The organism is Microbacterium sp. Z10_103, assembly GCF_058310455.1.
This window is the reverse complement of record NZ_JBZEGK010000001.1, coordinates 2844344-2871311: the sequence shown is the minus strand read 5'-3', so window position 1 is coordinate 2871311 and position 26968 is coordinate 2844344. Positions and strand designations below refer to the sequence as shown.

Genomic DNA, 26968 nt, shown 5'->3' with positions numbered 1-26968 from the left:
CTTGCGTCGTGCGGGTCGACTTGACTCAAATTAAGCACTGCTGAACATGGTTGTCCAGTGTCACTTGGCTTGCGAAGGACCGCTGACGCGGCCACTCGTTGTGCACTCTATAACTAGATTGTATGATGAACCGACGCGAGACGCACCGAGTGTGAATCGGCCCACGGGTCGCGCCCTTCCAACGATGAAAGGACACCGTCGATGACCGACACCTCCGTGACGGCGCCGCCTCACCTCGATGCCGCGCTGGACCCCGAAGAGGCTCTCGTCCAGACGGCCCGTGCGATGCGCGACGAGATCATCTCGTACTCCGAAGAGGGGCAGCAGGCGACCCACATCCCCGAGGGGTTGCACCGCCGCTTCGAGGAGGTGGGCTTCTACCGGATGTTCATCCCGAAGGCCCACGGCGGTCTCGAGGTGTCGCCCACCACGTTCTTCCGTGTCGTGATGGAGGTCGCGCGCGCCGACATGGGCATCGCGTGGTGCCTCTGCCTCTCGTCCAACCACGCCCTGATGCTGGCGAACTGGTTCCCCGCGGAGATCCACGAGGAGGTGTACGACGGGGGCAACTTCCGTGCCGCATCGATGTACGCCCCGACGGTGACCGCGACTCCCGTCGATGGCGGATACGAGATCGACGGTGTCGTGAACTACTGCTCGGGCATCCCCTGGAGCACGTTCTTCCTCGGACAGGCGCGCCTGCCCAAGGGCGAGGACGGCACGCCGCGCGTGGGGCTGTACATCGCCCCCGCCGGTTCGTACGAGATCCTGGATGATTGGGGCAACATGATGGGCCTGAACTCCTCGGGCTCCAACAGCATCCGCTTCGACAAGGCGTTCCTCCCGGCGCGATTCATGGTCGAGGACGCCGACCTCATGGACTACGCGTTCAGCGGTGACAGCCCCGGTTCGGCCGCGTACGGCAACACCATGTACTCGGCCCGTCACGGCAGCTCCTTCGCTCTCGCGCTGGGCGTCCTCTGCGTCGGTGGTGCGTACGGTGCGCTGGACGAGTACGCCGACGGGATGACCGCGCGGAAGATCACGATCCCGCCGTTCGTGCTGCGCGCCGAGGACCCCGACTTCCAGCGCTACTACGGCGGCGCGATCGTGAAGCTCGCGACGGCCGAGGCCGCGGTGTTCCACGCTCTCGGCACGTGGGAGAAGGCGGCCAGCGACAACGTCGCGGGGGTCGCAGAATTCAGCGGAGCGATGGACAACCTCCTCGGCGGCATCGGCCGCGAGGTGATGCTCCAGGCATGGGAGGTCGTGGAGAAAGACCTCTACCGCACCATCGGTGCCTCCGCGTCGAAGAAGGGCGAGCGCTTCGAACGGATCTTCCGCGACATGGCGCAGGCCGCCGGCCACCGCAACCCGCAGCTGCGGGATGTCGCGTTCAAGATGGTCGCACTCGACGCTCTGAAGGGCGCCTGACATGGCGGCGCAGCTTCCCGACGCCTTCGCGAAGTACCCGCTGCGGACGGTCCGGCGCGGGCACTTCTGGATCGCGGGTGAACGGATTCCGGGTGAGCGCGGCACGGTGCAGCGCGCGCCGATGTTCGTGGAGTGGGAGGCACCCGAGGAGATCACGCGGCCGTACCCGCTGATCCTCGTGCACGGTGGCGGCGGGCAGATCACGGATTGGACCGGAACGCCCGATGGGCGGCCCGGCTGGTCGGACCTCTTCGTGGATGCGGGGTACCTCGTCTACCGCGTGGACCGCCCGGGCCATGGCCGCTCGTGGGCGCACCCCGATGTGCTCGGCGAGCCGGGGGCGCAGTTCAGCTACGAGATGGCGATGGGGCTGTTCGACACCCCGATCCCCGGTCACGACCAGTCCACGTGGAGCGGAGGCATCGGCGACCCGATGCTGGACCAGCTGATCGCCGGGATGGGGTTCCTGCCGGCCGATCTGGCGGAGTCGCACCGCATGGACCAGGATCGCATCGCGCGCCTTCTGGACCGCACGGGGCCGGCCATCGTCGTGACGCATTCGGCGGGCGGGCCCACCGGATGGCTCGCCGCCGACGCGCGACCGGACGCCGTGCGGGCGATCGTGGCCATCGAGCCGATGGGCCCGCCGTTCTTCGAATTCGGTCCGGGCTCTCGCCTGGACTGGGGCCTCACGGCATCCCCCGTGAAATGGGAGCCCGCCGTGTCCGATCCCGCCGAGCTCGAGGCGGCAGCGCCCGGGACGTATCGGCTGCCGTCCCTCGATGGCATCCCCGTCGTGGTCGTGGTGGGGGAGACCTCGCCGTTCACCGAGTGGGAGCCGCAGGTGGTCGAGTTCCTCCGGGCCGCCGGATCCGACGCGGAGTTCCTGAACCTCGGTGAAGCCGGGGTTCCCGGCAACGGCCACGCGATGATGCTCGAGGCCAACTCCGACGCATCCATCGGCCCGATCCTGGACTGGATCGCCCGCATCGACTGACGGCCCGCCGCGGAGGACCGCCGGGAGTCGTCCCCGCGGCGGGCGCGCTCAGGCCTCGGAGGCGCGCGCTGCGAGCCCCGGGGAGGCGAGGAACGCGAGCTTCTCGGCCTCGCCGGAGCCGGGATCCGGGTGGTACACGACGAGCATCATTCCCTCGGCGCCGCCGATGCTCAATCGCTCCCGGTTGAGGGTCATCGCCCCGACGTCGGGATGATTGAGGCGGATCGGTGCGCCGTGCTGTCCTCTCACCTCGTGCCGGGCCCAGAGCGTGCGGAACCGGGGAGCGGCCTGCGCGAGTTCCACCACCAGGGCGACGAATCGGGGATCGTCCAGGTCGCCTCCCACCGACTGTCGGAGGTTCGCGACGAGGCACTCCGTCACGTTCTCCCACGCCGGATACAACGCCTGCGCGGCGGGGTCGAGGAACATATCGCGCAGCTGGTTCCGGCCGACGACGAGGCGGGGGTCGATCCTCGCCGCGAGAGCGTTGGCGGCGAGCACGTCGAAGGAGCGGCTCTCGATGAAGGCGGGCTGCGCGAGGGATTCCAAGAGCTTCAGCGCACCGGCGGGGACGGCCGCGGCGGGCGGGCGGTGTGACCCCGGGTGCGGAGCCGCATCGACCAGAATCCGCAGGTGCGCGGCGTGGGCCTCGTCGAGCCGCAGGACGCGGGTGAGGGCGTCGATCACCTGGCGCGACGGATTGCGGTGGCGGCCACGCTCGAGCCCCAGATAGTAGTCCGCGCTGATGCCGGCCAGAACCGCGACCTCCTCCCGGCGCAGCCCCGGAACCCGTCGCCCCGCCTCGCCGCGGATCCCGGCCTGCTGCGGCGTCACGAGTCCTCGCCGCGCCCGCAGGAACGCACCCAGGGGGTTGGTGAATTCCTGCGCGGATCTCCGGTGCACCTCGACCGGACGCCCCTGCCGGGACGCGGGGGGTAGTTTCATTCCCCGGTCACGCGGCGGTACTGGTTCACGCAGAGAGGCACGCATAGCGTGCGTAACGGCCCGCTCGGGTCGTCTATTTCGAAGGAGACGCATGACAGTCACATTGATCACCGGAGGGAACAAGGGCATCGGTTTCGCGACGGCGCGACAGCTCGTGGAACAGGGGCACATCGTCTACCTCGGAGCTCGCGACGCCGAGCGGGGCGCGCAGGCGGCGGCATCCCTGGGCGCCCGATCCGTGCAGCTGGATGTGACGGACGACGCGTCGGTGGCCCGGGCGCTTTCCGTGATCGATGAGGCCGAAGGGGTGATCGACGTGCTCGTGCACAATGCGGGCATCCTGGAGCTGCAGATGGACGGCCCCACCGCCCTGCGCATGTTCGACACGAACGCCGTGGGGATCGTGCGGGTGACGGAGGCGGCCCTCCCCCTGCTTCGGGCGGCGTCGCGGCCCACCGTGGTCACGCTCTCCAGCAGTGCGGGCTCGTTCTGGGCGGTGAACAACCCGGATCGGATGGAGTCGGGCCTGTCCGTCGCGCTCTACTCGGCGTCCAAGGCCGCGGCAACGATGCTCACCGTGCAGTACGCCAAGGCGCATCCGGACATCACGTTCAACGCCCTGGAGCCGGGAACGACGGCGACCGACATGACCGCCCGCTTCGGAACGGGCAGGTCGCCCGAAGAGAGCGCCCGGGTCGTCGTGCGCGCCGTGACTCTGGGCGTGAACGGCCAGAGCGGCACCTTCCAGGACGAAGATGGCGAACTGCCCTGGTAGGTGGCTCGCACCGCCCGCGGGCCCACCCGCTGATGACTGAGCAGGAGGGGTGGAGCGCTGAGCGCTCCACCCCTCCTTATACATATGTGCGCCCTCGTTACATCGTGAGAGGCTGACCCAGCATCACGCGGCCCTGGGAGGCGAGCAGCACGTCGTGCTGCGCGCCGATGTGCGTGCGGTACATCGCCGCATCCTGGTAGTACTTGCCCATCCGGGTCCCTGCCAGTCCGGCCGACGTGCTGCCCGCCGTGGTGAAGGCGATCTCGATGGCCTCCTGTGCGAGGCGCGCGGCCTGCACGATCTGGCCGCGGATGCGGACGTCATCGGCGGTGGTGAACTCCGCGCCGCCTTCGCTCCACGCGCGGTTGAGCTGCTCGAACTCGCGGATGGCCCCGAGCAGCAGCGTCTGCGACGCCTCGGCGAGCGAGGTGACCTTGCCGTACCAGAGCTGGTACTCCGGTGACTGCGAGCGGGGGATCCGCGGGGGGAAGCTCGAGCCGCGCTGCATGAGGGTTTCGTACTCGTCCATGCAGGCCAGGGCTGCGCCCACCTGGGTCTGCGTGAGGCCCGCGATGAAGAACGCCGACGTGCGACCGAGGTACAGCGGGTTCCCGTGCAGCTGGTAGCCGGGCGTGCCTTTCTCGCCCCACACGATGTCCTTGAAGTTGAACGGCACCACGTTGTGGGAGGGGACGAACGCGTCGTCGATCTCGATCGAGTTGGAGCTGGACGCGTGCAGGCCGATGGTCTTTCCGAAGCCCCAGTCATCCAGGATGGTGAAGTCCTCGCGCGGCAGGATGAACATGTACAGCGCCTTGCTGCCGTCCTCCTGCGTGATCGGGGCGACCGGCATGAAATGCGTGCCGTACGTGCATCCCGAGTTGTAGTCCCACCGGCCGGTCAGGCGGTAGCCGCCGTCCACGGCGGTGACCTCGGCGCGCTGCGGGAACGCGCGGGAGGGGGAGATGAACGGATGCGCCGACCCGAACACCTCGTCCTGCGACTGCGCGGGGAAGTGCGAGGCGAACTGGTAGGCATGGCTGGCTCCCAGTTCCCATGACCAGCCCACGCCCGGGTCGCCGCGCGAGATCTCGATGGCGACGCGGAAGAAGGTCTCGAGGTCGGTCTCGAACCCGCCGTAGCGGCGCGGGCGAAGAAGGTCATAGAGCCCGGCCTCGCGGAACGCCTCGTGGATCTCAGGCGAGTAGGTCCCGAGCTGCGCGTGCTCCGGCTGCAGCTCGCGCAGGCGTTCGCGCAGCGCCCGGGCGCGGGCGATGAGTTCGTCCGCGGTCGGCTGCTCGGTCGCGTCGCGTTCCTCGACCATCGTCATGTGGATCTCCGTTCGCTTCATCGCGTAGCGGTGCGCAATGTATATACCAACTATAACGATACCGGCGCGCGGTGGGGGGCGCAAGGCGTCGAGCCGCCGCTCGGTAAGCTCGGGGCATGCCGCAATCCCCTACGCGCGACGAGCTGCTCGGCGAGCTGGGCGACCGCATCATCGAGGTCTTCCGGGCGCTGCAAGGCCAGGTGACCGTGCCCCGCGAGGGCCTCATCCACGTGACCCGCTCCGAGGCCGACATCATGCGCATCCTCATGGAGTCGCCGGGAACGACGGTGACCGAGATCGCCCGCGCCTTCGGCCAGCACAAGAGCAACACGAGCACGCGGGTGGCCGCTCTCGTGGAGAAAGGGCTGGCCCGGAAGGCCTCGGCGGAGGCGGACGGGCGAGAGGTCCGCGTCTTCGCGACCGACCTCGCGCGCGAGAACCTCCTGAAGTACCGCTCCGTGTGGGCCGAGCACCTCGCGCCGGTCGCGCCCGAGGACGACGAGCGCCTGGCTGTGGCGGCACAGGTCATCGCCGAGATCGCCGACGGGCTCGAACGCGGCGGTCGCCGCACGCCGGAGCGCTGAGCGCGCTCAGGCCGCAGCACCCGGGAGCGCTGAGCGCGCTCAGAATCCGACGAACACACCGGTGATGTCCTCCGCGGTGAGCGAATTGCGCACCACGAGGTCGATATCTCCCAGCGCGTAGGTCCGGGTCACGATCGGGCTCGGGTCGAGTTCGCCGCGCTCGAGCATGCCCGCCCAGCGGGCCAGGTCTGGAGCCGGAACGATCTGGCCGTTCTGGCAACCGACGACCTTCTTGCCGTACACCGTCAGCTCCAGCTGGGGCAACACGACCTCGGTGTCGGAGTGGTCCACGCCCGCGAGCACCACCGTGCCGGCGCGGCGCGCCATGAGCACCGCCTGCCGGGTGGCGCGCGCAGGCCCGGCTGCCTCGATGACCGCGTCGGCGCCGCGCCCTTCCGTGAGCGCGCGCACGGCCGCCACCGGGTCGGTGCTGGCCGGATCCACGTCGTCGGTGGCGCCGAGCCGGCGTGCCACCGCGCGGCGATGCGGGTCGGGATCGAGCGCGATGATCCGTTCCGCTCCGGCCAGACGGGCGCCCTGCACCGCCCACAGGCCCACGTGGCCGAGCCCGACCACGGCGACCGATTGGCCGGGCTGCACCTGGGCGATGGTGAAGACCGAGCCGAGCGCCGTGCTGACGCCGCACCCCAGCAGGCACGCCACCTCATCCGGAAGGGCGTCGGAGAGGGGATGCACCTGCACACGGTCGACGCGGAGCAGCTCGGCGTACGCGCCGACACGGCCCGCCGCACGCACCTCCCGCCCGTCCGGGAGATCGGCCACGATCGGGTCGGAGCCGTCCATCAGGACGGAGCACTGGTCGGGTCTGCCGGCCGCGCAATAGAAGCACTCGCCGCACTGCGGAGTGGCGGAGACGATCACCCGCTGCCCCGGGCGGAGACCATCCACGGCGCTGCCGACGCTTTCGACGACACCGATGGCGGTGTGACCGAGGATCACCGGGGGCACCTTGCGGCGCATCGCGCGCCATCCCATCCAATCCGTGGAGCAGAAGGGCGCCGCCGTCGTCCGGACGACCAGCTGGCCGGCGTCGGGCTCCCGCAGCTCGACATCGCGCACCTCGAAGGGCGAGGCGAAGGCCGTGAGGACGGCTGCGCGTGCCCGCACGTCAGTGGCCTCGGTCGTCGCCGTGGATGAGGCGGGCGACGTGTCCGCGGAGGTGGATGAAGTCGGGGTTCTCGCGCGTCGTGATCTGGTTCCGCGGTTCGGGAAGGTGCACGGCGATGTCTTCGACGATGTGTGCCGGAGGGCGGGAGAGAACGAGCACGCGGTTGGCGAGATAGACACTCTCGTCGATGTCGTGCGTGACGAAGAGGATCGTCATGTCGTACCGCTCGCGAATCTGCAGGACGAGATCCTCCAGGCCCTCTCGGGTCTGCGCATCCACCGAGGCGAACGGCTCGTCCATGAGGAGGAGCTTCGGGCGGTACGCGAGAGCCCGCGCGATCGCGACGCGCTGCTGCATCCCTCCGGAAAGCTGCCACGGGTAGCGCTTGGCCATCCCCGTGAGGCCCACCGCGTCCAGCGACTCGGTGACGAGCGCGGCGCGTTCGGCCTTCGACATGCTCGATCCCTGCAGCGGGAAGGCGACGTTCTTCTCGATCGTGAGCCATGGCAGGAGCGAGCGGCTGTAGTCCTGGAACACCATGGCCATGCCGGCGGGAACGCCCGCGCTCTTCTTCCCGCCCACCCAGACCGCACCCTCGGTGGGGGTGAGGAGCCCGGCGAGGGTGCGCAGGAGTGTCGTCTTCCCCGCGCCGGAGGGGCCGACGATGGAGACGAACTCGCGCGGTTGCACCGAGAACGCGAGGCCTTGGATCGCGTGGTGAGCCGTGGGACCCGAGCCGTAGACGTGCGACACATTGTCGACGACGACGATCGCGTCGGAGGTGGCGGGCGATGTGCCCGCGGTCTGGGGAGTGGTGTCAGTCATGGCTGCGTCCTTCAGGTCCGAGCACGGGAGAGCCGGTGCCACGCGAGGGTGCGGCGCTCCACGAGGTCGAGTAGCGAGTTGATGATCAGTCCGAGGATGGCCAGCGCCAGCATCCACGACCACATGTCCAGTAGCTGGAAGCGGCCCTGCGCCTGGATGAGGAGGAATCCGATGCCGTTGCTGGCGAGCATGAACTCCGAGACGATCGCGAGGAGGAGTGCCGCGGTGCTCGCGATGCGCAGGCCCGCGAAGATCTTCGGCATCGCCCCCGGCAGGATGATCGAGAACAGTCGCCGTGCGGGGGAGATCTTGAAGACCCGGCCCATGTCGAGCATCGTGCTCGCGATCGAACCGACGCCGGATGCGGTGTTGATCAGCACGAACCAGGAAACGCCGTAGGCGATGAACGCGACGCGCATGTCGTCGCCGCCGCCGAGCAGGATGATGAACAACGGCAGCGTGGCGGTCGCGGGGATCGAGCGGAGGAACTCCACGATCGGCGTCACCGTCTCGCGGGCGGCGCGGTTGAGACCCATCGCCGTGCCGACGATGACGCCCCAGACCGTTCCGATGGCGAAGCCGAGCACCATGCGCCCCACCGTGGCGAGGAAGTCGCCGAAGAAGAGCGGTGTGAAGAACCCCGGGCCGCCGAAGAGCAGCTGCCACAGGTTCGCCGCGATGGCCAGCGGCGGGGGGAAGAACGGGGAGGGTGCGAGTGTCGTTGCCACCTGCCACACCGCCACGACGGCGGCCAGAGGCACCAGGAAGTAGGCGAGTCCTACCAGGAACCGTCGGCTGCGACGAGGACGCCGGACCGTGGGGACGCCGTGGGTGAGCAGCGAGTGCGGCGCTGCCTGGATCTGGGTCATCGCCCCTCCGCTCGGGTCGTGGCTTCCCAGCCGAAGAAGCGGCGCTCCACCCAGCCGATGGCCAGGTTGATGACAAGGCCCAGCACGCCGGCGGTGACGGTCGCGGCCAGGACCGCGAGGTACGCGCCGGCGTCGCCGTAGGCACGCTCGCGCGAGATGAACGCCCCGATGCCTTCGGCGCCGCCGGCGATGAGTTCCACGGTGATGACGACGATCAGCGCGATCGAGCTGGCGATGCGGATGCCGGTCATCACGAACGGCGCGGCGGAGGGGACGACGATGCGCCGGACGATTCCCCATCGGCCGATGCCGAAGGTGCGCGCCATGTCTTTGGCGTAGGGGTCGACGTCATGGACGCCGTAGAGGGTATTGAAGACGATGGGCCAGACGGCGGCGAACACCACGATGACGAGCTTCATCTCCATGCCCGCCCCGAGGATCAGCAGCACGAGCGGCACCAGGGCGACCGGCGGGATGGGGCGGACGAGCTCGACGATCGCGCGCGCGCCGCGGTACGCGGGCTGGTAGATGCCGAAGGCCACGCCCAGGGGAATCGCGATGACGCAGGCGATCAGCATCCCGAGGATGTAGGTCAGGAGCGTGGAGCCGACGTCGGCCCGGAAGACGGGATCGCCCCACAGGGCGACCGCCTCGACGACGACGGCCGAGAAAGGTGGCAGGTAGGTCGTGCTGACCAATCCCGAGCGCGAGATGATCTCGAGCAGGACGGCAAGACCCACCACGCCGGCGACGCCGCGCAGGATGGCCGTCGTCCGGCGCCGGGAGGCTGCGCGCCCTTGCGCCGAACGCGCCGCGCGGCGAGGCGCCACGGTGGTCGGACTGGTCACGGGGTGGTTCCTTCGGTCGGGGGAGTGCGGCGGAGCGAGGTTCACCCGCTCCGCCGCACCGGGTCAGCAGTTGGACGGAGCCGGCAGGACGTGGGAAGAGAAGTCGAACTCTTCCTCGAGGCTGCCGCTGGCGAAGTAGATGTCCGCGTTGCGCTGGATCTCTACCAGACGGTTCTCCGTCTGGTAGTCGAGCATCACTTCGTTGGCAGCGACCTCGGCAGGCGCACCCAGGAACGCCGAGAACTGCTCCTCGAAGAGGGCGCGGTCCTCCGCCAGCGCACCCTGCGCTGCGAAGATCGAGCACTGGATGGCGGCGACGGTGTTGGGGTTCTTCTCGACGAAGTCACGCGAAGCGACCCAGCCCGATTCGGCCATGCCCTCGTACTCGCCCGAGCCGTAGTCGAACACGGGAACGCTACCCATGCCGCGGACGGCGGCAAGGGTCGGGCCGACGGCGCTGGACGCGTCGACGGTGCCCTGCTCGAGGGCGGCGGCGACCTCGCCATAGGGCAGCTCGACCCAGTTGACCTCTTCGGGATCGAGATCGGCCTGGAGCATCGCGTCCCGCAGCTTGATGGCGTGGCTGCTGGTGAGGGAGATGACGTTCACCGTCTTCCCCGCGAGGTCTTCGATGCCCTCGATGCCCGAATCCGGGAGCGCTTCGAGCGAGCCGGTCTCCGGCGTGCTCGCCCAGCCCTCGGCGATGACGACGAGCGGGAGGCCCTGGTTGATGGCGTCGATCACGCCGAAGTAGCTGGTGTTGGCCGCTGCGGCGTCACCGGAGATCACCGAGGTGACCGCGATTCCGCTGTTGTCGACGAAGGAGGGCTCGATGGTCAGCCCGTATTCGCTGCCGTACTCGTCGGCGGCGAACTGCAACGGGATGGTGCCCGGGCCGCGGATGCCGGTGAGCGTCACATCGGTGACCTCGGCCGCCGTGGGGTCGCCGGTGGCCTCGGGGGTGGACGCGTCGTCGTCGCCGCCGGCCCCGGAGGTGCAAGCGGACAGGGCGAGTACGCCCGCGAGCATGACACCGGTGACAGCAGCCAGTCGCGAACGGTGTCGAGTGTGCGTGGAAGACATGCGATTCCTCTCCATTGAGAACCGGCGAGTGCAACGCGCGGCCTTGTCCGACAATAATACGGCGGACAGATGCGGTCAATATACCCGCTATAACTAACCTGCTCCGGAGCGCCTGTATGGCGCCCGGCGGGGCCCGCTACTCGGCGTTCTCGGCGGCGCGAAGGTGCTTGAGGGCGGTCTTCGCGGCATTGCGCACGTGGGTGGCGCAGAGCTCGGCCGCGGCTTTGCCCTCCCGCTTTCGTGCTGCCGCTGCCACCGCGCGCAGCTCTTCGGCGGCCACTTCGGCGCGGCCGGGTTCGCTCATGGACGTCGCCCGCAGCAGCCGCACGCGGGCCTGCAGCCCCTCGATGATGTTCTGCAGCGACGGACTGGCGGCTCCCTCGACGAGAACCTCGTAGATCTTGTCCTTGGCGTCCAGGACGATGCGGATGTCGTCGGTGCCCGCGGTGAGGCGGGCGAAGTCTTCCACGCTCGCGTCGAGGCGGTCGAGTTGTGCGTCGGTGGCGCGCTCGACGAAGCGCTCCACCAGCACGGATTCGAGAACGGCGCGGATGTCGTACATGTCCTCGGCCTCGGCGAGCGAGGGTGCGCTGACGACGGCGCCGCGCTGGGGGACGACGGTGACCAGGCCCTCGCTGGTGAGTTCGCGCAGTGCCTCACGGACGGTGGTGCGCGAGACCCCGAGCTGTTCGATGAGTTCGCGTTCGACCAGGCGCTGTCCTGGCCGCAACTGGAAGTCGAGGATGGCTGCGCGCAGGGCCATGATGACCTGTTCTCGCAGCGGGGCGGCCACTCTGTCGACCGGCGATCCTGACCATGCTGCCACGGGGTTCGTTGTCGACATCAGGGGGCATCCTCACTGCGGGCGGTGACACAGATCATACCCGCGGGAGGGTGGGATCGTCGGGCAATCATGCAAAGGCGCCGCTCCGCTGACCTATATTATCGTCAGACAATCTGCGCGGGGCTCGCCCGGCGGATGCGGGCGTCGACGGAGGCGCGGAAAGGCGGGACGATGTCGTACGCGGGTCTGCAGGGGAAGGTGGCCATCGTCACCGGAGGAGCCGGCGGGATCGGCGCGGCCGTCGTCACGCGATTGTCCGAGGCGGGCGCAAAGCTCGTGGTCGTCGACATCGACGAAGCACGGGCGAAGGCGGCGGCGGACGCCGTCGAAGGGGAGGCCATCGGCGTCGGCGCCGACGTGTCGACGGAAGAGGGTGTCCGGACGTACCTCGACGCGGCACTCGGGGAGTTCGGCTCAGCCGATCTCCACCACCTCAACGCGGGCATCGCCGGAAAGCCGGGACTTCAGGTTCCCGACACCACCGTGTCGGAGTGGGACGCCGTCATGGGAGTGAACCTGCGCGGCCCTTATCTCGGCATCCGCGAGGCGATCCGCCACTACGCCGCCACCGGGACCACGGGGTCGATCGTGGTGACCGCCTCGATTGCGAGCCTGCGCGGCGCGGCCGACCTGCTGGCCTATACGACGTCGAAGCACGGCGTCATCGGGTTGGTCCACGGCGCGGCCGTGTACGCCGGGCCCGCTGGGGTGCGCATCAATGCGGTTGCGCCGGGCATCGTTCCGACGCCGATCTTCGGCGCAGCCGGGATCGAGGACATGAACCACCGCGCGAGCACGTCGCCGCTGCGCCGCGCGGGCACCCCCGATGAGGTGGCAGCCGCCGTGGCGTTCCTCCTCAGTGACGACAGCTCGTACATCACGGGTACCGTCCTGTCGGTGGACGGCGGGGCGAGCGTGCAGAACACCAACCGTTATGGCGGAGGGGCAGGCCTGTGGGATACCGCTGCGGTGGATGCCGACCTTCATCAGCTGTTCGGGAACCGCCCATAGATTGTCATACGGTATTTACATCACACAAACTGTCAGACAGGATGGGGGACACCCATCCGCGCTGTTTCAAGGGAGAAGCCGCCATGTACGTCATTACTGGTGTGGGCGGATACGTGGGAAACGCGGTCGCGGAGAACCTTCTCGCTTCCGTCCCCGCTGATCAGATCATCGTGACCAGCCGCAACCCGGACGTGCTCGAACGGTGGGCCGAACGCGGGGTCGCGGCTCGCGCGGCCGACTACGAGGACGCCGATTCGCTGCGGGCGGCCTTCGCCGGCGGAGATCGCCTGTTCCTGGTCTCCGCCATGGAGGCGGGCCCCAACCGCCAGCGCCAGCATCGCAACGCGGTGGAGGCGGCGAAGGATGCCGGCATCCAGCACATCATCTACACGTCGTTCATCGGAACAGAGCGGCCGGACGTGATGTCGCACGAGGTCGCGGACCACAAGTTCACCGAGAAGCTCATCATGGACAGCGGCATGAGCTGGAACATGCTGCGCAACAACCAGTACGCCGACGCGATGGCCGAGAACCAGGCCGCCATCGCCATCACGAGCGGTCAGTCGATCGGCAACACCGCCGACGGAAAGGTCGCCTTCGTGGCCCGCGACGATGTCGCCGCTGTGGCCGCCGAGATCCTCAAGGGCGCCGGCGAACCGAACACGGGGTACGACGTCACCGGCCCGGAGATGTTCACCTACCGGGAGGTGGGGGAGATGATCATCGAGCTCAGCGGGGCGCCCATCCAGATCGTCGACCTCAGCGATGACGAGATGTACGCCATGTGGGACGCCCTCGGGGTTCCGCGCGAGGCGACGGGTGACTTCTCCTCCTCGCCCGTTCCGTGGTGCAGCGACGGCATGGTCTCCTTCGGACAGATGGTGCGGATGGGCAGCATGGCGAAGGTCACCGACGTCGTCGAGCGGTTCACGGGGCGCAAGCCCCGGCGCCTGATCGACCTCATGCAGGAGCGCCGAGCCGGCTGGCCGTCGGCCCCGCAGGGGGTGGCCGGATGAGCGACGAGTACGAGGTCGTCATCGTTCAGTACGGCACACGACGAGGGCGCCGCTCCGAGGTCTTCCTGAACTACCACATCTACGGCCAGGACGATGCTCCGATCGGCATGGACTACTTCGTCTGGGTGCTCCGCAACGACGAGCGCACGATCCTCGTCGACACGGGGTTCTCGGAGGAAGGCGGACGCAACCGCCATCGCACGTTCGTGCGCGAGCTCCCGGAGATCTACGCGGCGCTCGGGATCGACACCGACGCCGAGCAGACGATCGTGGTCACCCACGCCCACTACGACCACATCGGCAACCTCGGCCTGTTCCCGCGCGCGCAGATCGTGATCGCCGAGTCGGAGTTCGACTTCTGGACCGGCGACATGGGCCGGCGCGCCCAGTTCCGCTACTCCACCGAGGACGCCGAGATCGATGAGCTGCGGGCGGCGCACGCGCAGGGCCGCGTGCGCACGTTCCGCGACCGGCTGGAACTCGCTCCCGGCGTCGAGCTGCTCGAACTCGGCGGGCACACGCCCGGCCAGTGCGCGGTGCGCGTGCGCACCTCGGAGGGCGATGCTCTGCTCGCGTCGGATGCCGTCCATTACTACGAGGAGTACGAGGACGACCTGCCCTTCGCGTTCGTCGCGGACCTGCCGAAGATGTACGCCGGGTTCGACCGCGTGCGGGCACTGATGGGCGACGGGGTGCGGCATCTCGTGTCGGGCCACGACCCCGACACACTGGGCCGATTCCGCAAGGTGGAGTCGGGACCGCTCGCCGGGGTCGCAGCGACCATCGGCACCGCCGGATCACGAAAGGGAACAGCATGACCGATCGCGTCGGATTCATCGGCCTGGGCAACATGGGAGGCCGCATGACGCGGCGGATCGTCGACGGCGGCGTTCCCGTGCTCGGCTTCGACATGGTGCGCGACGCCGTGACCGCCGCCGGCGCCGATCCGGCCGGAAGCGCCGTCGAGGTCGCCTCCCAGTCCGACATCGTCTTCCTGTCCCTCCCGGACAGCAAGGTCGTGGAGCGCGTGATCCTGGGTGACGAGGCGTTCATCCCGGCCCTCCGCGAGGGCACCGTCGTCGTCGACCTCAGCACCGCCGCACCCAGCTCGACCGTCCGCATCTCGGCGCTGCTGGCCGAGCGCGGCGTCGATTACGTCGATGCCGGGATCTCCGGCGGCGCGGCCGCTGCGGAGAAGGGCACGCTCACCCTGATGGTGGGCGGCTCGGCCGAGGCGCTCGAGCGAGCACGTCCCGTTCTGGCCCACTTCGCCACCGGCATCCACCCCATGGGCGCCTCGGGCACCGGGCACAGCATGAAGCTGCTCAACAACTTCCTCAACGCCATCAGCCTGTCCGCCACCGCGGAGGTCATGGTGGCCGCGAAGAAGGCGGGGCTCGACCTCGAGACCGTGCTCGACGTGCTCAACTCCAGCTCGGGCGTGAACTTCGCCACCCAGAACCGCTTCCCGAAGATCATCCACGGCGACTACCTCAAGGGCGGCCTCACGAACGCGCTCATGACGAAGGACGTGGTGCTCTACGTGGATCACCTCCACGAGCTGGGCGTGGCCTCGCTCAACTCCGCCGCCCCGCTGGCGGCCTTCGGACTGGCCAACGCGCTGGGCTATGCCGACGAGATCAGCAACCGCGTCGTCGACGCGATCGGCGACGTCTCGGGACACGTGCGCCTGACCGATCCCGCGTGAGCATCCCCGCTCGCGCGCCCCACACCCCCCTCCAGAACAGGAACAACCGCGACATGGCGAACAACGACGACCCCACCCGACGTGAGACATACGAGGACGGCCTCCAGGTGCGCCGCGAGGTGCTCGGCACCGCACACGTGGACCGTTCGCTGGGGCAGGTCACCGAGTTCTCCCGCCCCATCCAGGAGCTCGTCACCGAGTACTGCTGGGGTGCCGTGTGGACCCGGCCTGGGCTGGACCGCCGCACACGGAGCCTGTTGAACCTGGCGATGCTGTCGGCGCTCAACCGCGGTCACGAGCTCGGCGTGCACGTGCGCGGCGCGATCCGCAACGGTGTCACCCCGGAAGAGATCCAGGAAGCCCTCATGCAGGTCGCCGTCTACGTCGGGGTGCCGGCATCGCTGGAGTCGTTCCGCATCGCCGAGGCCAAGCTCGAGGAGATGAAGGCGGCGGGCGAACTGTGAGCGTCTCCACGGTCGGTTTCGTCGGCCTCGGCAACATGGGGACGCCCATGGCGCGCCGCCTGGTCGAGGCCGGGCATCGTGTCGTCGGCTTCGACATCGCGGAATCGGCGCGTGAGCGCCTCACCGCCGCGGGCGGCGAAGCCGTCGCGCGCGCAACCGACGTGGTCCGGGATGCGCAGATCGTCATCCTGATGCTGCCCAATTCCGACATCGTGGATGCGGCCGTGCTCGGCCCCGACGGACTCCTCGCTGCCGCTCCGGCCGGCACCCTGTTCGTCGACATGAGTTCGTCAGAACCCCTGCGCACGCGGGCCCTCGCCGACCTCGTTGCCGTCGGCGGCGCGCGACTCATCGACGCGCCGGTATCCGGAGGCGTCGGCGGTGCCGAGAAGGGCACGCTCACGATCATGGTCGGCGGCGACGCGGCCGACGTCGCCGAGGCCACGCCGGTGTTCGAGGTGCTCGGGCGACCGGCCCATGTCGGCGCGATCGGCGCGGGGCATGCGCTGAAGGCTCTCAACAACCTGATGTCCGCCGCGCACCTGTGGGTCACCAGCGAAGCGATGCTCACCGGGATGGCCTTCGGTCTCGACCCGAAGGTGATGCTCGAGGCGATCAACCGCTCGAGCGGTCGCAGCGGATCCACCGAGCACAAGTGGCCGAACTTCATCGTCGGGGAGACCTACGATTCCGGGTTCGGCCTGAGCCTCATGCTCAAAGACATGAAGATCGCCACGGGCCTCGCCGAGCGCCTCGGGGTGCCGCACGAACTGAGCGACGCGGCGGTCGCGCACTGGGCCACCGCATCCGAAGACCTCGGCCCGCGCGCCGATCACACCGAGGTCGCTCGCTGGCTGCGCGCCGAGAAGGCCCCCACGACGAAGGAAGGAGCCCAGCAATGACCGACGCCGAACGCCGCCAGCAGATCCGCACCGAGGTCGAAGAGACCGTCGGCGGATGGGACGGACGGCTGCAGGCCGTGCTCGACCTCGATCCCGAGTTCCTCTCCGCCTACGGGCGGCTCGCGGGGGTCCCCGATCGCACCGGCGCTCTCCCGGAGAAGGTGCGTCACTTCATCCGCCTGGCCGTCGCCGCCAACTCCACCCACCTCTATCTTCCGCCGGTGCGCGGCCACATCCGCCGGGCGCTGGATGCCGGCGCGACGCCGGCCGAGGTGATGGAGGTGCTCGAGTGCTGCGCGACGCTGGGAATCCACGCCATGAACATCGGTGTGCCGATCCTCGTCGAGGTGCTCGAGGAGGCCGGGATCCGCACCGAGGCGGCCGCGCTGACGGACTACCAGGAGAAGCTCAAGGCCGACTTCACCGAGAAGCGCGGCTATTGGCATGACTTCTGGAACGAGATCCTCGAGCTGGCGCCGGAGTTCTTCGACGCGTACACCGAGTTCTCCTCCGTGCCGTGGGTGAGTGGGCCGCTCGAACCGAAGGTGAAGGAATTCATCTACATCGCCTTCGACACCGCCGCCACGCACCTCTACACCTCGGGACTCAAGCTCCACCTGCAGAACGCGGTGCGTTATGGCGCGACGGCGCAGGAGCTCATCGAGGTCATGGAGATCGCCGCGACCCTCGGCATCCACGGCGTGCTCGAAGCGGCCCCGATCCTCGCCGAGGAAGCGGGACGATGAGCATCGCCCAGCGGGACGCGAGCTATGCCCTGCCGGCCGAAGCCGTGCAGCGCTTCCGCGAAGCGCTGGGTGATGAGGCGGTCGTGGTCGACGAGGCCGGCCGCGACGAGTACCGCGACCCGTACTGGCTTCCCGAAGACCGCACGTACGACTCCTCGGCCGTGCTGTACCCCTCCTCCACGGAGGAAGTGCAGGCGTTGGTCCGCATCGCGAACGACCTCGGTGTGCCGCTGTGGACGTCGTCGCAGGGCCGCAACAACGGCTACGGCGGGCCCTCGCCACGGGTGAAGGGCTCGGTTCTGGTGAGCCTGCGGCGCATGAACCGCGTGCTGGAGATCAACGACGAACTCGCCTACGCGGTCGTCGAGCCCGGCGTCACGTGGATGGAGCTGCACGCCGCCATCGAAGAGGCCGGTTACGACCTGCTCGTGTCGATACCGGACCTCGGGTGGGGATCGGTCATCGGCAACACGATGGACAGCGGCGTGACGTACCTGCCGCTGGGCATGGACTGGCAGGCCCCCACCGGCATGGAGGTCGTGCTCGCCGACGGATCGCTGCTGCGGACCGGCATGGGTGCCATTCCCGACTCCCCGTCGTGGCACGTCTACAAGCGCGGGCTCGGCCCGGTGCTGGATCCCCTGTTCGTGCAGTCCAACTTCGGCATCGTCACGCGCATGGGCTACTGGCTCATGCGCAAGCCCGATGCGTACGCGCCGCTCTTCCTCACCGTGCCCCGTGACGGGCAGCTGGAGCAGGCCATCGACATCCTTCGCGAGCTGCGCCTGGCCGGAGTCATCCGGGGCGTCCCGGTCATGCAGAACACCGTGACCCTCGCCTCGCACTTCCCCGAGCTCCTGGGCAAGATGCAGGGGGCGGACACGACGCTCAGCTCCGAGAAGCTCGACGAGATCGCCGATCTCACCGGCGTCGGCCGGTGGGGCATGCGCACCGCCGTGTGGGGGGATGCGGCGGTCGTGGCCCGCCACGTCGAGATGATCACGCACGCCTGGTCTGCCATCGAGGGATCTCGTGTGGACCACGCCCGCACCTACCGCCACGACGAGTGGGATCAGATCGAGCACTTCGTGGACAAGGTGCAGGGCGGCATCCCGAGCCTGGACATGCTCGAGGCGATGCCAGACAACGTCGGCCACGTCGGGTTCTCCCCGGCGGTGCCGCTGCAGGGCGCCGCGATCCGCGAGGTCGTCGATCTCCTCGAGGACATCGTCGTGCGGGAGGCGGGAGTGAACTTCGTCGTCGGCATCTGCGTCTCCAGCGAGCGCAGCGCGATCGTGGTCAGCGGCCTGGCCTTCGACGCATCCGATGAAGAGCAGTCCCGCACCGCCTACGCGACGGTGAAGACGATGGTCCGGGAGGCCGGCAAGCTCGGCTACGGCGAGTACCGGGCGCACCTGGATTTCATGGATCTCGCCGCCGAACAGTACTCGTTCAACGACTTCGCGTACCGCAGGTTCGTGGAACGCATCAAGGACGCCGTCGACCCGCGCGGCATCCTCTCACCGGGCCGGCACGGCATCTGGCCGGCGAACAGACGAAAGGACTGACATGGGAGCCCAACTCGACAGCGCCGTCGATGAACTCCGCGGCACGATCACCGGCACGGTGTATCTGCGTGGCGAAGAGGGATACGCGGCCGAGATCGGCGGGTTCAACCTGCTCTCGCCGAACAACCCCGATCTGGTCGTCACCCCCGCCGATGAGGCAGAGGTGCAGACCGTGGTGCGGTGGGCCGCCGCGCAGGGGACGACCGTCCATCCGCAGGCCACCGGGCACGGCGCGTACCGCCAGCTCGACTCCGGTGTGCTGTTGAAGACCAGCCGCCTCGACACCCTCGTCGTCGACGCGGAGAACGCACGATTCACCCTCGGTGCGGGGCTCACCTGGCAGGACATCGTCCCCGCCCTGCACGCCGCCGGACTCGGCGCGGTGACCGGCTCCGCCCGGACCGTCGGTGCGGTCGGCCTGGTGCTGGGCGGCGGTATCGGACCGCTCGGACGCACGCTCGGCATGGCCGGCGACTGGGTGCGCGGATTCCGCGTGGTCGACGGGAACGGCGACGTGCTCGTGGCGACCCCGACCGAGAACGACGACCTGTTCTGGGCGCTCCGCGGCGGCAAGGTCGGACTCGGCGTCGTCACGGAGATGACCGTCGAAGCCCCGCGCATGCCGTACGTCTACGGCGGCGGCATCTTCTACGCCGAGGAGGACATCGACCGCCTCGCCCACGCGTGGCTGGACTGGGTGCCCGGTCTGCAGGACTCGGCGAACACGTCGTTCGCGATCCTGCGCCTTCCCCCCGACCTCCCGGCTCCGCTGGGTGGCGCGACGGTGTTCCACATCCGCTTCGCGTACGTCGAGCTGGGTGCCACGAACGAGGAGCTCGCCGAGCGCGGCGAGGCGATCCTCGCCTCCTGGCGGGAGATCGCCGGCCCCGGCATCCTCGACACCGTCGGGATCCTGCCGAGCGACCGGATCGCCGAAATCCACTCCGAGCCCACCGACCCGCTGCCGCTGTGGGAGTGGGGCGACTTCCTCGGGAGGGTGGACCACGAGCTGATCGACGTGCTCGTCGAGAACGCCGGCGGGGGCGTCGCCTGCCCCCTCGCTACCGTCGAGGTGCGCTATCACGGTGGCGCGCTGGCCCGCGATCCCGAGCACCCGAGCGCGATCGGCGGACGCAAGGAGCCCTTCACGCTGCTCGTCCTGGGCGTGCCCATCGACGGCATCGCGCCCTGGGAGGTCGTCGAGGCCGCCGGCTACGCCATCCGCGACCGGCTGACCACCTACAGCGGCGCCGAGGTGAACTACAACTGGGCGGGCCACCCCACCGCCGAGGTCTTCCAGAACCGGCTGTGGTCGAAGGCGAACGCCGCGCGCCTGAGCGAGATCCGCCGCGCGCACGACCCCGCCGGCGTGTTCGAGTTCGGCAACTGACGTGACGAGCATCGCGGGACGCGTCGCCGTCGTCACGGGCGGAGCCTCGGGCATCGGCCGGGGCATCGCCGAGCAGTTGATCGCCGAAGGCGCGACTGTCGTGATCGCCGACATCGAGCGCAGGGCGCTGGAGGCGACGGCCGCGGACATCGGGGCCACCGGCATCCGCGTCGACGTGAGCGACCCCGCCAGCGTGGAGGGGCTGGCCGACGAGGTGGTCGACCGGTTCGGCTCGGTGGGGATCGTCGTGAACAACGCGGGAGTGGGACCCCTGGCGCGCATGGCCGAGATGACGCTGGATGACTGGCGCTTCCTGGTGAACGTGAACCTCTGGGGGGTCATCCACGGGGTCTCCACCTTCCTGCCGCGACTTCTGGCCAACCCGGATGGCGGGCACATCGTGAACACCGGATCGATGGCGTCGTTCTCGCCGATGTCGGGGGCCGGCGCCTACGCCGTGACCAAGTACGGGGTCGCCGCGCTCACCGAAGCTCTCGCCCTCGAGCTCGCCGAGGACGACGCGAACGTGCACGTCACGCTCCTCGCCCCCGGCACCGTGCGCACCAACATCAAGGCGAGCCTGCGCAATCGCCCTGCGGGGCAGGGTGGTGCGCTCGCCGACGTCGACATCTCCGAGGGTCCGGCGGGAGACCTCCGGTGGATCGACCCCATCGACGCGGGCCGCATCGTCACGCGGGCGATCCGCAACGACGACCTGTACGCGGTGACCCACCCGGACTGGTGGCACATCGTCGACGTGCGCCAGCAGGCGATCCGTGCGGCGTTCGAGAAATACCCCGTGGAGGAGTCATGAGCGTTTTCGGTGCTGCCGGAGTCCTGCGGCAGATCGGCGAGCCGTTCTCGATCGAACAGGTCGAGATGCTGCCGCTGGATCCCACCCGGGTGCTGGTGAAGACCCACGCGAGCCCGTTCTGCTCGACCGACGTGAAGAACTGGCAGGGCAAGCTCTACAAGATCCCGCCCACGATCCTCGGTCACGCCTCCATCGGCGAGGTCGTCGAGGTCGGCGCCGACGTGCGCGGTGTCTCCGTCGGCCAGCGTGTGGTCGTGCCGGGCACCCCCGAGTGCGGCCGCTGCTACTACTGCTCCATCGGTGAGCCGTGGCAGTGCTCCGAGCTGTTCGACCTGGGTGGGATCTACCCCGACATCGCCCGCGGTGCCGACGGCGCGCTCATCTCGTGCGCGGGATGCGTCGGCGGTTACGCGGAGTACATGTCGATCTCGGGCAACCAGGTGTTCCCCGTCGAGTCCGACCTGTCCTCCGAGGTGCTCTCGCTCCTCGGGTGCGGCGTCAGCACGGGCGTGGGCTCGGTAGAGAACGTCGCGCAGCTGGCCCCCGGCGAGTCGGTCGCGATCGTCGGCGCCGGCCACCTCGGACTGTGGATGCTGCAGGCTGCACGTCTGGCGGGAGCCGGAACGATCGTCGTCATCGAGCCGCATGAAGGGCGGCGCCTGCTCGCGGCCGACATGGGCGCCGACCACGTCATCGACCCGTCCGACGTCGACCCCGTCGCTGCCGTGCGCGACCTCACCGGCGGTCGCGGGGCCGATGTCGGACTCGAAGCAGCCGGTCCCACCGCATCCCAGCGCACGGCGGTGGAGGCGACGCGTCGCGGCGGGCGCACCGTGCTCACCGGGTTCGAGATCGGTGGCGCGCAGCTCACGCTGCCGCAGGTGGAGACGGCTCTGCAGAGCCGCCGCATCCTCAGCTCCCAGAACGGGCAGCTGCACATGCGCAGCGACCTGCAGCGCTACGCGGGTCTGCTCGAGCGCGGGCGACTGGACCCTGCGCCCATCCTGACGCGGACCTACGCGCTGTCCGAGCTCGACTCGGCCCGCGACCGGTCCGGGTCGCTCGAAGACGTCTGCGGAGTCATCGTCTTCGACCACTGAGCCCCCTCGGGCTGAGCTCCCGAAGGCTCAGCCCGAGGGCCTGTCCCTGATCCGCTCGGTGCGCGCGGATCAGGCGCGGTACTTCGCGGGCCAGATGCCGTGCCGGCCGGGGGAGAGGATCCCTCCGGGATCGACAGCATCCTTGATGGCCTCGGCGAACCGGCGGTACGCGTGGTCGCCGAAGGAGTACTGCGCCGCGGCGTCATCCATGAAGTCGAGGTGGGCGCGGTATTCGCCGTACCCCATCGCGCCGACCTCGGCGATGAGCTCGCGGACCGTATCGAAGGTCGCACGCACCTGCGCCTCATCCCGGCGGTCGAAGCTCATGGCGCTGACGATCATGGCGCTGCGGTCGTTGGTCGGGAAGATCGCGCACACGAAGTTCGCGCCCGTCCGCGCCACCACGCGCTCCTTGATCCGGTCGATCACGCGCACGACCTCGCCACCCTGCAGCGGCACGACCGGCGAGAACCCGACGTGGCCGACCCAGTCGGGCATCTGCTCCATCATGTCCATCGAGGGGATGCCGGCGGAGATCTTCTGCATGAACGTGGTGATCTCGCCCCAGTTGTCCGGGGTGAACCGGCCGAGCACGTCGACGCGGGCGCCGTCGATGTCCGACCACGCCTCGCGGATGCGCGACAGGTGGTGCTCCACGACCGGCTCATCACCCCACAGCGCCGTGCGTACGCCCCAGCGGCCGATGCCGGTTGCATCCGCCAGCTCGTCGAGGCGCTCCTCGGACCACGTCGGGTCCGCACCGGGGAACATCCCCATGTGCTCGGGGAACTGGGTGCCCATGGTGATGAGGTTCTGCAGGTTGGGCACGCCGCGGATGATGCCATCCAGACGCAGCTCGCGGATGATGTCGACGGCCTGCCCGAGCTGCGCGTCGCGCGGCACCGACAGGTAGAGGGGCAGATAGGACCGGGGGCGGCGTTGCAGCCACACGCCCATCCGCGTCACGATGCCGTAGTTGGACTGCGTGAACAGCGGGTCCAGCGTCGGGCCGAGACCCCGCTTGAACAGGTGCCACGACGCGCTGTCGGGGATCGCCCCCATCCCGGTGCGCATGAGCGACCCGTCGGCGAGCACGACCTCCATGCCGGTGGGTGCCTGGTAGTCGCTTCCCAGCGGCAGGTAGGTCATGCCGTTGTCGAGCGAGTTGCCGATGATCGAGCCCCACCCGATGTCGGGTACCGAGAGCATCAGCTCGTCACCGAGCTCGTGCAGCGCCTCATGAAGGTCGAGCCAGCGGACGCCCGGCTCCACGACGGCGTAGGCGAGTTCGGTGTCGATGTGCAGGATGCGGTTCATCCGGCGCAGTCCGATGAGGAGCGACCCGCTCACCCGCGGGGACGGACCGCCGTAGCCGTTGTTGCGTCCCTGCGACGACGTCCACACCGGGATGCCGTGGCGCCCGGCGATGCGGACGACCTCCTGCAGTTGCTCGACGCTGTCGGGGAAGACCGCGCCGCAGGAGTCGTACGTGCGATCTTCCTGGAACCAGTACGGGTCACGGTAGGTGTCGCGCTCCTCCTGCGTGAACAGGGTGTTCTCGCGGCCGACGACGGCCACGAGTTCGTCGCGCGCCGCCTCCGGAAGCACCGGCGCCGCGGACGCGACGGGGTCTGTCATCGCGTGCCCTCCGCCTGCTGCGCGGCGTCGTAGTCGGCCTCGGAAACCTCCTCCAGCCAGACCGTGTCGCCGAGGGTGATGGCGGTGTGACCCATCAGGGACTCGGCGGTGCCGCCGTGCCAATGGCGTTCGCCGGGCTCGATCCACACGGTGTCACCCTCGGTGATCACGCGCGGCTGGCCGTCGGCCCCGCACACCAGGCCCCGGCCGCGGAACACCTGCAGGATCTGTCCCTGCGAGTGGTGGTGCCAGTAGGTACGCGCGCACGGCGTGAAGATCACGTTGTTGATCTTCACGTCAGGGGAATCGGTGATCACCGGATCCATCCACACTTCTCCGGTGAACGTGCCGCTGGCGCGTCCGGAGGCGGATCCTGATCTGCCCGGAATGAGTCGCATCTGGGTGCCTTTCTTCGAACGTCATCGTCCGGATTGTCAGACAGTACTATACCGCGCGGCAGAGATAGTTGTATGTGTTGTAACTAAAAGCTATCATCGCTACGCGGCCGTGCGGTCGCGATCGAAGACGCGAAGGAGCTCGACGATGAACACTCTCGACACCCCCATCGAGCCGCCGTCCAAGGGGGAGTTCCGCGACGTGATGGGCCGGTTCGCCAGCGGCGTGACCGTCATCACCACGCGCGAGGGAGATGTCGATTTCGGCGCGGCCGCCAGCGCCGTCAGCTCCCTCTCCGACGAACCGCCGATGATCCTCATCTGCCTCAACGTCACCTCCTCCACGGCGCAGGCGATCACCCGCACCGGCACCTTCGCCGTCAATGTCCTGGCCGAGGACTCCGCACCCATTGCGCAGCGGTTCGCCAGCAAGGGCGCCGACAAGTTCCAGTCGATGGCCCTCGAGCGCGGCCACGGCGGGGCTCCGCTCCTGTCGGGCTCCATCGCGCAGTTCGAATGCGTGGTGGAGGACTCCGTGCGCGGGGGAACCCACCTCGTCTTCCTGGCGCGTGTCGTTCGCGTGACCTCCCACCCCGGTAACCCGCTGGCGTATTTCCGTGGATCGTTCGGAACGATGGAGACCGCCCCGGACTCCGCGGCCCTGCGTGCCGTGCGCGACTACGTCGTGAATACGGTCACCGATCAGTCGGTGCCCCTGGATGCGGAGGCCATCGCCGAGGCCCTCGAGATCGAGGTCGGCCGCGCCTTCCGCGCCCTGGTCGCGCTCGTGGATGAGGGGCTCGTCCGCCGCTCGGGTGCCACCTTCGAAGTGGAGCCGGTGCCCGACCAGGTGATCTTCGACTACTACGCCGCCAAGCTCGCGATCGAAGTGGGCGCGGCCTCACAAACGGTCGGCCGGCTCGGCGAGGATCAGCTGGCCGAGCTCCGCCGGCTCATGGAGGACACGCTCCAGTACGTGCACGATGACGAGTTCGTCGACCCGGAGGGGTGGATCCGGTCCAACGCGGCGTTCCACGAGTATCTCGTGACGCTCGCCGGCAGCGTCATCCTCACCGAGACGTACAAGGGCTTGCGCCTCCCGTCGCTCGAGCTGCGCACCATCCGCCAGTCGACGAAAGCCACGTCGAAGCTTCTGGATGACCACTCCGCGATCGTCGAGGGCTACGAGTCCGGTGACGTGGCTAAGGTGCTGGAGACCCTGGCCCTGCACGCTCGCCGCCCGCAGGAGAGCCGGGCCGCCGTCGCGTCCTGACGGCTCCGGTCCGCGCTCCCCGCCCCCCGGCCCGGTCCGCGCGCCGGCCCGCGCCCCGGCGCGAAATCAGGAGATGCGGCGGAGGCAGGACGATTTCGGCCGGATCCTCCTGTGTCCGCCGCATCTCCTGAACTCGGCGCGCGACGTAGCGCCCGCGCCGCGGACTGTGCGCGGCGTGGCGCTGTGACGCTCGGCACGCACCGCGTCCTGAGGCCGCGGCGTCCTGAGGCCGCGCCGTCCTGACGCCCGCCCCGGGGCCGCCGGCCCGCACGCCTCCGGCCCGCACGCCTCCGGCCCCCCCCGCCGCCCGGCGCGAAATCAGGAGATGCGGCGGAGGCAGGACGGTTTCGGCCGGATCCTCCTGTGTCCGCCGCATCTCCTGAACTCGGCGCGCGACGGCGCCGGGCGGGCGCGGGTGGCGGGGTCACATCACCATGCCGCCGTTGACGTTGATGGTCTGACCGGTGATGAACTGCGCCTCATCCGAGCAGAGGTAGACGATCGTGGCCGCCATCTCCGACGGCGGGACCACCCGCGGGATCGGCTGGAGCTGCACGAGTGAATCGAGAAGCTCCTCGTCCTGCGGAAGCATCGCGGTGCGGGTGGCGGCGGGCGCGACGGCGTTGACGCGGATGTTCTCGCTGCCGACGAGGGCCGCGATAGCCCGGGTCATCCCGAGCACGCCGGCCTTCGACGCCGGGTAGGCGGCCTGCAGGGGGTACGGGGCGAGCGCGCCGACGCTGGAGATCGTGACGATCGCGCCGCCGCGCTCGCCGACGCGGCGGATCAGCGGCAGTGCCGCGCGGACGCAGTAGAAGGTTCCGGTGAGGTTCACCCGGATGACGAGGTCCCAGGCGGCGTCGTCGATCGTGGACGGATCGGGGTCGCCGCCGCGTTCGGTCAGCCGCCACGGAGCATCCGCGATGCCTGCCGCGGTCACGAGGGCGTCCAGGCGTCCGTGCTCCGCCTCGATGCGCGCGAAGGCCGCGTTGACGGCGCCGCTGTCACCGACGTCGACGGTCAAGGGGGTGACTCCGGAGTCGGCGGGCCACGCCTGCGCCAGCGCGTCCGCGGACAGATCCAGGGCGTACACGACGGCCCCCTCGGCGCGAAGCCGATCGGCCACCGCGAACCCGATGCCCTGTGCGGCGCCGGTCACGGCAGCCACACGCCCCTCGAACCGCCGCATCCCCGGCCACGCGTCGCTCTGCGAGAACCCTGTGTCGCTCATCTTCGAACCTGCCCTTGCGCCAGTGTCTGATTGTCGTACGATAATCGCA

Annotated in this window: 26 protein-coding genes and 1 pseudogene; 16 read left to right on the top strand and 11 right to left on the bottom strand. The window is 69.2% G+C overall.

Features of this window, described 5'->3' with window-relative positions; genetic code table 11:
* The first annotated feature begins 201 nt into the window (after positions 1-201).
* Together AC4FS2_RS13940 and AC4FS2_RS13935 are read left to right on the top strand one after the other, a co-directional pair.
* Complete coding sequence (locus AC4FS2_RS13940; RefSeq protein ID WP_491156022.1) at positions 202-1434, top strand: acyl-CoA dehydrogenase family protein; 1233 nt, start codon at positions 202-204, stop codon at positions 1432-1434.
* 1 nt (position 1435) lies between these two features.
* Positions 1436-2431, top strand: a complete 996-nt coding sequence (locus tag AC4FS2_RS13935; RefSeq protein ID WP_491156024.1) for an alpha/beta fold hydrolase — start codon at positions 1436-1438, stop codon at positions 2429-2431.
* A gap of 48 nt (positions 2432-2479) precedes the next feature.
* Here the strand turns inward: AC4FS2_RS13935 and AC4FS2_RS13930 are convergent, their stop codons facing one another.
* Positions 2480-3376 (bottom strand): helix-turn-helix transcriptional regulator, encoded by an 897-nt coding sequence (locus AC4FS2_RS13930; protein ID WP_491156026.1) that lies wholly within the window; start codon positions 3374-3376, stop codon positions 2480-2482.
* Between the two features lie 91 nt (positions 3377-3467).
* Between AC4FS2_RS13930 and AC4FS2_RS13925 the strand changes: the two genes are divergently transcribed.
* Positions 3468-4151, top strand: coding sequence for an SDR family NAD(P)-dependent oxidoreductase (locus tag AC4FS2_RS13925; protein ID WP_491156028.1), 684 nt, complete (start codon positions 3468-3470; stop codon positions 4149-4151).
* Positions 4152-4248: 97 nt separating this feature from the next.
* Here AC4FS2_RS13925 and AC4FS2_RS13920 read toward each other — a convergent pair whose 3' ends face one another.
* Positions 4249-5481 carry an acyl-CoA dehydrogenase family protein gene (locus tag AC4FS2_RS13920; RefSeq protein WP_491156030.1) on the bottom strand — a complete coding sequence of 411 codons (1233 nt, stop codon included), beginning with the start codon at positions 5479-5481 and terminating at the stop codon, positions 4249-4251.
* Between the two features lie 116 nt (positions 5482-5597).
* Between AC4FS2_RS13920 and AC4FS2_RS13915 the strand changes: the two genes are divergently transcribed.
* Positions 5598-6065 (top strand): MarR family winged helix-turn-helix transcriptional regulator, encoded by a 468-nt coding sequence (locus AC4FS2_RS13915; RefSeq protein ID WP_491156031.1) that lies wholly within the window; start codon positions 5598-5600, stop codon positions 6063-6065.
* A 39-nt stretch (positions 6066-6104) separates the two neighbouring features.
* Here AC4FS2_RS13915 and AC4FS2_RS13910 read toward each other — a convergent pair whose 3' ends face one another.
* From AC4FS2_RS13910 to AC4FS2_RS13885, 6 genes and pseudogenes are all read right to left on the bottom strand, one after another.
* Positions 6105-7193 carry a zinc-binding dehydrogenase gene (locus AC4FS2_RS13910; protein ID WP_491156033.1) on the bottom strand — a complete coding sequence of 363 codons (1089 nt, stop codon included), beginning with the start codon at positions 7191-7193 and terminating at the stop codon, positions 6105-6107.
* A 1-nt stretch (position 7194) separates the two neighbouring features.
* Positions 7195-8019: an ABC transporter ATP-binding protein gene (locus tag AC4FS2_RS13905; protein ID WP_491156035.1), complete on the bottom strand. Its 825-nt coding sequence runs from the start codon at positions 8017-8019 to the stop codon at positions 7195-7197.
* A gap of 11 nt (positions 8020-8030) precedes the next feature.
* On the bottom strand, positions 8031-8888 hold the full coding sequence (locus AC4FS2_RS13900; RefSeq protein WP_491156036.1) for an ABC transporter permease: 858 nt from the start codon (positions 8886-8888) through the stop codon (positions 8031-8033).
* Positions 8885-9736, bottom strand: coding sequence for an ABC transporter permease (locus AC4FS2_RS13895; RefSeq protein ID WP_491156037.1), 852 nt, complete (start codon positions 9734-9736; stop codon positions 8885-8887). The genes AC4FS2_RS13900 and AC4FS2_RS13895 overlap by 4 nt, the downstream gene beginning before the upstream one ends.
* Before the next feature lie 282 nt (positions 9737-10018).
* Positions 10019-10765 (bottom strand): annotated as a pseudogene (locus tag AC4FS2_RS13890) (ABC transporter substrate-binding protein); the annotation flags it as partial.
* Between the two features lie 190 nt (positions 10766-10955).
* A complete protein-coding gene (locus AC4FS2_RS13885; RefSeq protein WP_491156039.1) occupies positions 10956-11663 on the bottom strand; it encodes a GntR family transcriptional regulator in 708 nt (235 codons plus the stop codon).
* A gap of 171 nt (positions 11664-11834) precedes the next feature.
* Here AC4FS2_RS13885 and AC4FS2_RS13880 point away from each other — a divergent pair, with 171 nt between their 5' ends.
* The 11 genes from AC4FS2_RS13880 (at position 11835) to AC4FS2_RS13830 (ending at position 22382) form a co-directional block, all read left to right on the top strand.
* Positions 11835-12674: an SDR family NAD(P)-dependent oxidoreductase gene (locus tag AC4FS2_RS13880; RefSeq protein ID WP_491156041.1), complete on the top strand. Its 840-nt coding sequence runs from the start codon at positions 11835-11837 to the stop codon at positions 12672-12674.
* An 83-nt stretch (positions 12675-12757) separates the two neighbouring features.
* Positions 12758-13690 carry an NAD(P)H-binding protein gene (locus AC4FS2_RS13875; protein ID WP_491156043.1) on the top strand — a complete coding sequence of 311 codons (933 nt, stop codon included), beginning with the start codon at positions 12758-12760 and terminating at the stop codon, positions 13688-13690.
* Positions 13687-14508 (top strand): N-acyl homoserine lactonase family protein, encoded by an 822-nt coding sequence (locus tag AC4FS2_RS13870; protein WP_491156046.1) that lies wholly within the window; start codon positions 13687-13689, stop codon positions 14506-14508. The genes AC4FS2_RS13875 and AC4FS2_RS13870 overlap by 4 nt, the downstream gene beginning before the upstream one ends.
* Positions 14505-15398, top strand: coding sequence for an NAD(P)-dependent oxidoreductase (locus tag AC4FS2_RS13865; protein ID WP_491156048.1), 894 nt, complete (start codon positions 14505-14507; stop codon positions 15396-15398). The genes AC4FS2_RS13870 and AC4FS2_RS13865 overlap by 4 nt, the downstream gene beginning before the upstream one ends.
* A 53-nt stretch (positions 15399-15451) precedes the next feature.
* On the top strand, positions 15452-15862 hold the full coding sequence (pcaC, locus tag AC4FS2_RS13860) for a 4-carboxymuconolactone decarboxylase (protein ID WP_491156050.1): 411 nt from the start codon (positions 15452-15454) through the stop codon (positions 15860-15862).
* Entirely contained in the window at positions 15859-16764 is a 906-nt protein-coding gene (locus AC4FS2_RS13855; protein WP_491156051.1) for an NAD(P)-dependent oxidoreductase, read from the top strand. Before pcaC ends, AC4FS2_RS13855 begins: the two co-directional genes overlap by 4 nt.
* Entirely contained in the window at positions 16761-17510 is a 750-nt protein-coding gene (locus AC4FS2_RS13850) for a carboxymuconolactone decarboxylase family protein (protein ID WP_491156052.1), read from the top strand. The genes AC4FS2_RS13855 and AC4FS2_RS13850 overlap by 4 nt, the downstream gene beginning before the upstream one ends.
* A complete protein-coding gene (locus AC4FS2_RS13845; protein ID WP_491156053.1) occupies positions 17507-19078 on the top strand; it encodes an FAD-binding oxidoreductase in 1572 nt (523 codons plus the stop codon). The genes AC4FS2_RS13850 and AC4FS2_RS13845 overlap by 4 nt, the downstream gene beginning before the upstream one ends.
* A gap of 1 nt (position 19079) precedes the next feature.
* Positions 19080-20468, top strand: coding sequence for an FAD-binding oxidoreductase (locus tag AC4FS2_RS13840; RefSeq protein WP_491156055.1), 1389 nt, complete (start codon positions 19080-19082; stop codon positions 20466-20468).
* Between the two features lies 1 nt (position 20469).
* Positions 20470-21282, top strand: a complete 813-nt coding sequence (locus tag AC4FS2_RS13835) for an SDR family NAD(P)-dependent oxidoreductase (protein ID WP_491156056.1) — start codon at positions 20470-20472, stop codon at positions 21280-21282.
* Entirely contained in the window at positions 21279-22382 is a 1104-nt protein-coding gene (locus AC4FS2_RS13830; protein WP_491156058.1) for a zinc-binding dehydrogenase, read from the top strand. Before AC4FS2_RS13835 ends, AC4FS2_RS13830 begins: the two co-directional genes overlap by 4 nt.
* A gap of 69 nt (positions 22383-22451) precedes the next feature.
* On the opposite strand, the gene AC4FS2_RS13825 is transcribed toward AC4FS2_RS13830, so the two are convergent.
* Positions 22452-24020: an FAD-binding oxidoreductase gene (locus tag AC4FS2_RS13825; RefSeq protein ID WP_491156060.1), complete on the bottom strand. Its 1569-nt coding sequence runs from the start codon at positions 24018-24020 to the stop codon at positions 22452-22454.
* The gene (locus tag AC4FS2_RS13820; RefSeq protein ID WP_491156062.1) at positions 24017-24418 is read right to left on the bottom strand and encodes a cupin domain-containing protein; all 402 of its coding nucleotides are present in this window, start codon (positions 24416-24418) and stop codon (positions 24017-24019) included. The genes AC4FS2_RS13825 and AC4FS2_RS13820 overlap by 4 nt, the downstream gene beginning before the upstream one ends.
* Positions 24419-24563: 145 nt before the next feature.
* Here AC4FS2_RS13820 and AC4FS2_RS13815 point away from each other — a divergent pair, with 145 nt between their 5' ends.
* Positions 24564-25688, top strand: coding sequence for a flavin reductase (locus AC4FS2_RS13815; RefSeq protein WP_491156064.1), 1125 nt, complete (start codon positions 24564-24566; stop codon positions 25686-25688).
* Positions 25689-26112: 424 nt separating this feature from the next.
* Here AC4FS2_RS13815 and AC4FS2_RS13810 read toward each other — a convergent pair whose 3' ends face one another.
* Positions 26113-26919 carry an SDR family NAD(P)-dependent oxidoreductase gene (locus AC4FS2_RS13810; protein WP_491156066.1) on the bottom strand — a complete coding sequence of 269 codons (807 nt, stop codon included), beginning with the start codon at positions 26917-26919 and terminating at the stop codon, positions 26113-26115.
* Between the last annotated feature and the right edge of the window lie 49 nt (positions 26920-26968).

Excerpts from the sequence above, each read along its gene's own strand:
- AC4FS2_RS13930 (WP_491156026.1), bottom strand. The coding sequence starts at position 3,376 with ATGAAACTACCCCCCGCGTCCCGGCAGGGGCGTCCGGTCGAGGTGCAC.
- AC4FS2_RS13875 (WP_491156043.1), top strand. The coding sequence starts at position 12,758 with ATGTACGTCATTACTGGTGTGGGCGGATACGTGGGAAACGCGGTCGCG.
- AC4FS2_RS13905 (WP_491156035.1), bottom strand. The coding sequence starts at position 8,019 with ATGACTGACACCACTCCCCAGACCGCGGGCACATCGCCCGCCACCTCC.
- AC4FS2_RS13920 (WP_491156030.1), bottom strand. The coding sequence starts at position 5,481 with ATGACGATGGTCGAGGAACGCGACGCGACCGAGCAGCCGACCGCGGAC.
- AC4FS2_RS13925 (WP_491156028.1), top strand. The coding sequence starts at position 3,468 with ATGACAGTCACATTGATCACCGGAGGGAACAAGGGCATCGGTTTCGCG.
- AC4FS2_RS13840 (WP_491156055.1), top strand. The coding sequence starts at position 19,080 with ATGGGAGCCCAACTCGACAGCGCCGTCGATGAACTCCGCGGCACGATC.
- AC4FS2_RS13850 (WP_491156052.1), top strand. The coding sequence starts at position 16,761 with ATGACCGACGCCGAACGCCGCCAGCAGATCCGCACCGAGGTCGAAGAG.
- AC4FS2_RS13820 (WP_491156062.1), bottom strand. The coding sequence starts at position 24,418 with ATGCGACTCATTCCGGGCAGATCAGGATCCGCCTCCGGACGCGCCAGC.
- AC4FS2_RS13915 (WP_491156031.1), top strand. The coding sequence starts at position 5,598 with ATGCCGCAATCCCCTACGCGCGACGAGCTGCTCGGCGAGCTGGGCGAC.
- pcaC (WP_491156050.1), top strand. The coding sequence starts at position 15,452 with ATGGCGAACAACGACGACCCCACCCGACGTGAGACATACGAGGACGGC.
- AC4FS2_RS13830 (WP_491156058.1), top strand. The coding sequence starts at position 21,279 with ATGAGCGTTTTCGGTGCTGCCGGAGTCCTGCGGCAGATCGGCGAGCCG.
- AC4FS2_RS13845 (WP_491156053.1), top strand. The coding sequence starts at position 17,507 with ATGAGCATCGCCCAGCGGGACGCGAGCTATGCCCTGCCGGCCGAAGCC.
- AC4FS2_RS13815 (WP_491156064.1), top strand. The coding sequence starts at position 24,564 with ATGAACACTCTCGACACCCCCATCGAGCCGCCGTCCAAGGGGGAGTTC.
- AC4FS2_RS13880 (WP_491156041.1), top strand. The coding sequence starts at position 11,835 with ATGTCGTACGCGGGTCTGCAGGGGAAGGTGGCCATCGTCACCGGAGGA.
- AC4FS2_RS13870 (WP_491156046.1), top strand. The coding sequence starts at position 13,687 with ATGAGCGACGAGTACGAGGTCGTCATCGTTCAGTACGGCACACGACGA.
- AC4FS2_RS13825 (WP_491156060.1), bottom strand. The coding sequence starts at position 24,020 with ATGACAGACCCCGTCGCGTCCGCGGCGCCGGTGCTTCCGGAGGCGGCG.
- AC4FS2_RS13940 (WP_491156022.1), top strand. The coding sequence starts at position 202 with ATGACCGACACCTCCGTGACGGCGCCGCCTCACCTCGATGCCGCGCTG.
- AC4FS2_RS13810 (WP_491156066.1), bottom strand. The coding sequence starts at position 26,919 with ATGAGCGACACAGGGTTCTCGCAGAGCGACGCGTGGCCGGGGATGCGG.
- AC4FS2_RS13865 (WP_491156048.1), top strand. The coding sequence starts at position 14,505 with ATGACCGATCGCGTCGGATTCATCGGCCTGGGCAACATGGGAGGCCGC.
- AC4FS2_RS13885 (WP_491156039.1), bottom strand. The coding sequence starts at position 11,663 with ATGTCGACAACGAACCCCGTGGCAGCATGGTCAGGATCGCCGGTCGAC.
- AC4FS2_RS13935 (WP_491156024.1), top strand. The coding sequence starts at position 1,436 with ATGGCGGCGCAGCTTCCCGACGCCTTCGCGAAGTACCCGCTGCGGACG.
- AC4FS2_RS13900 (WP_491156036.1), bottom strand. The coding sequence starts at position 8,888 with ATGACCCAGATCCAGGCAGCGCCGCACTCGCTGCTCACCCACGGCGTC.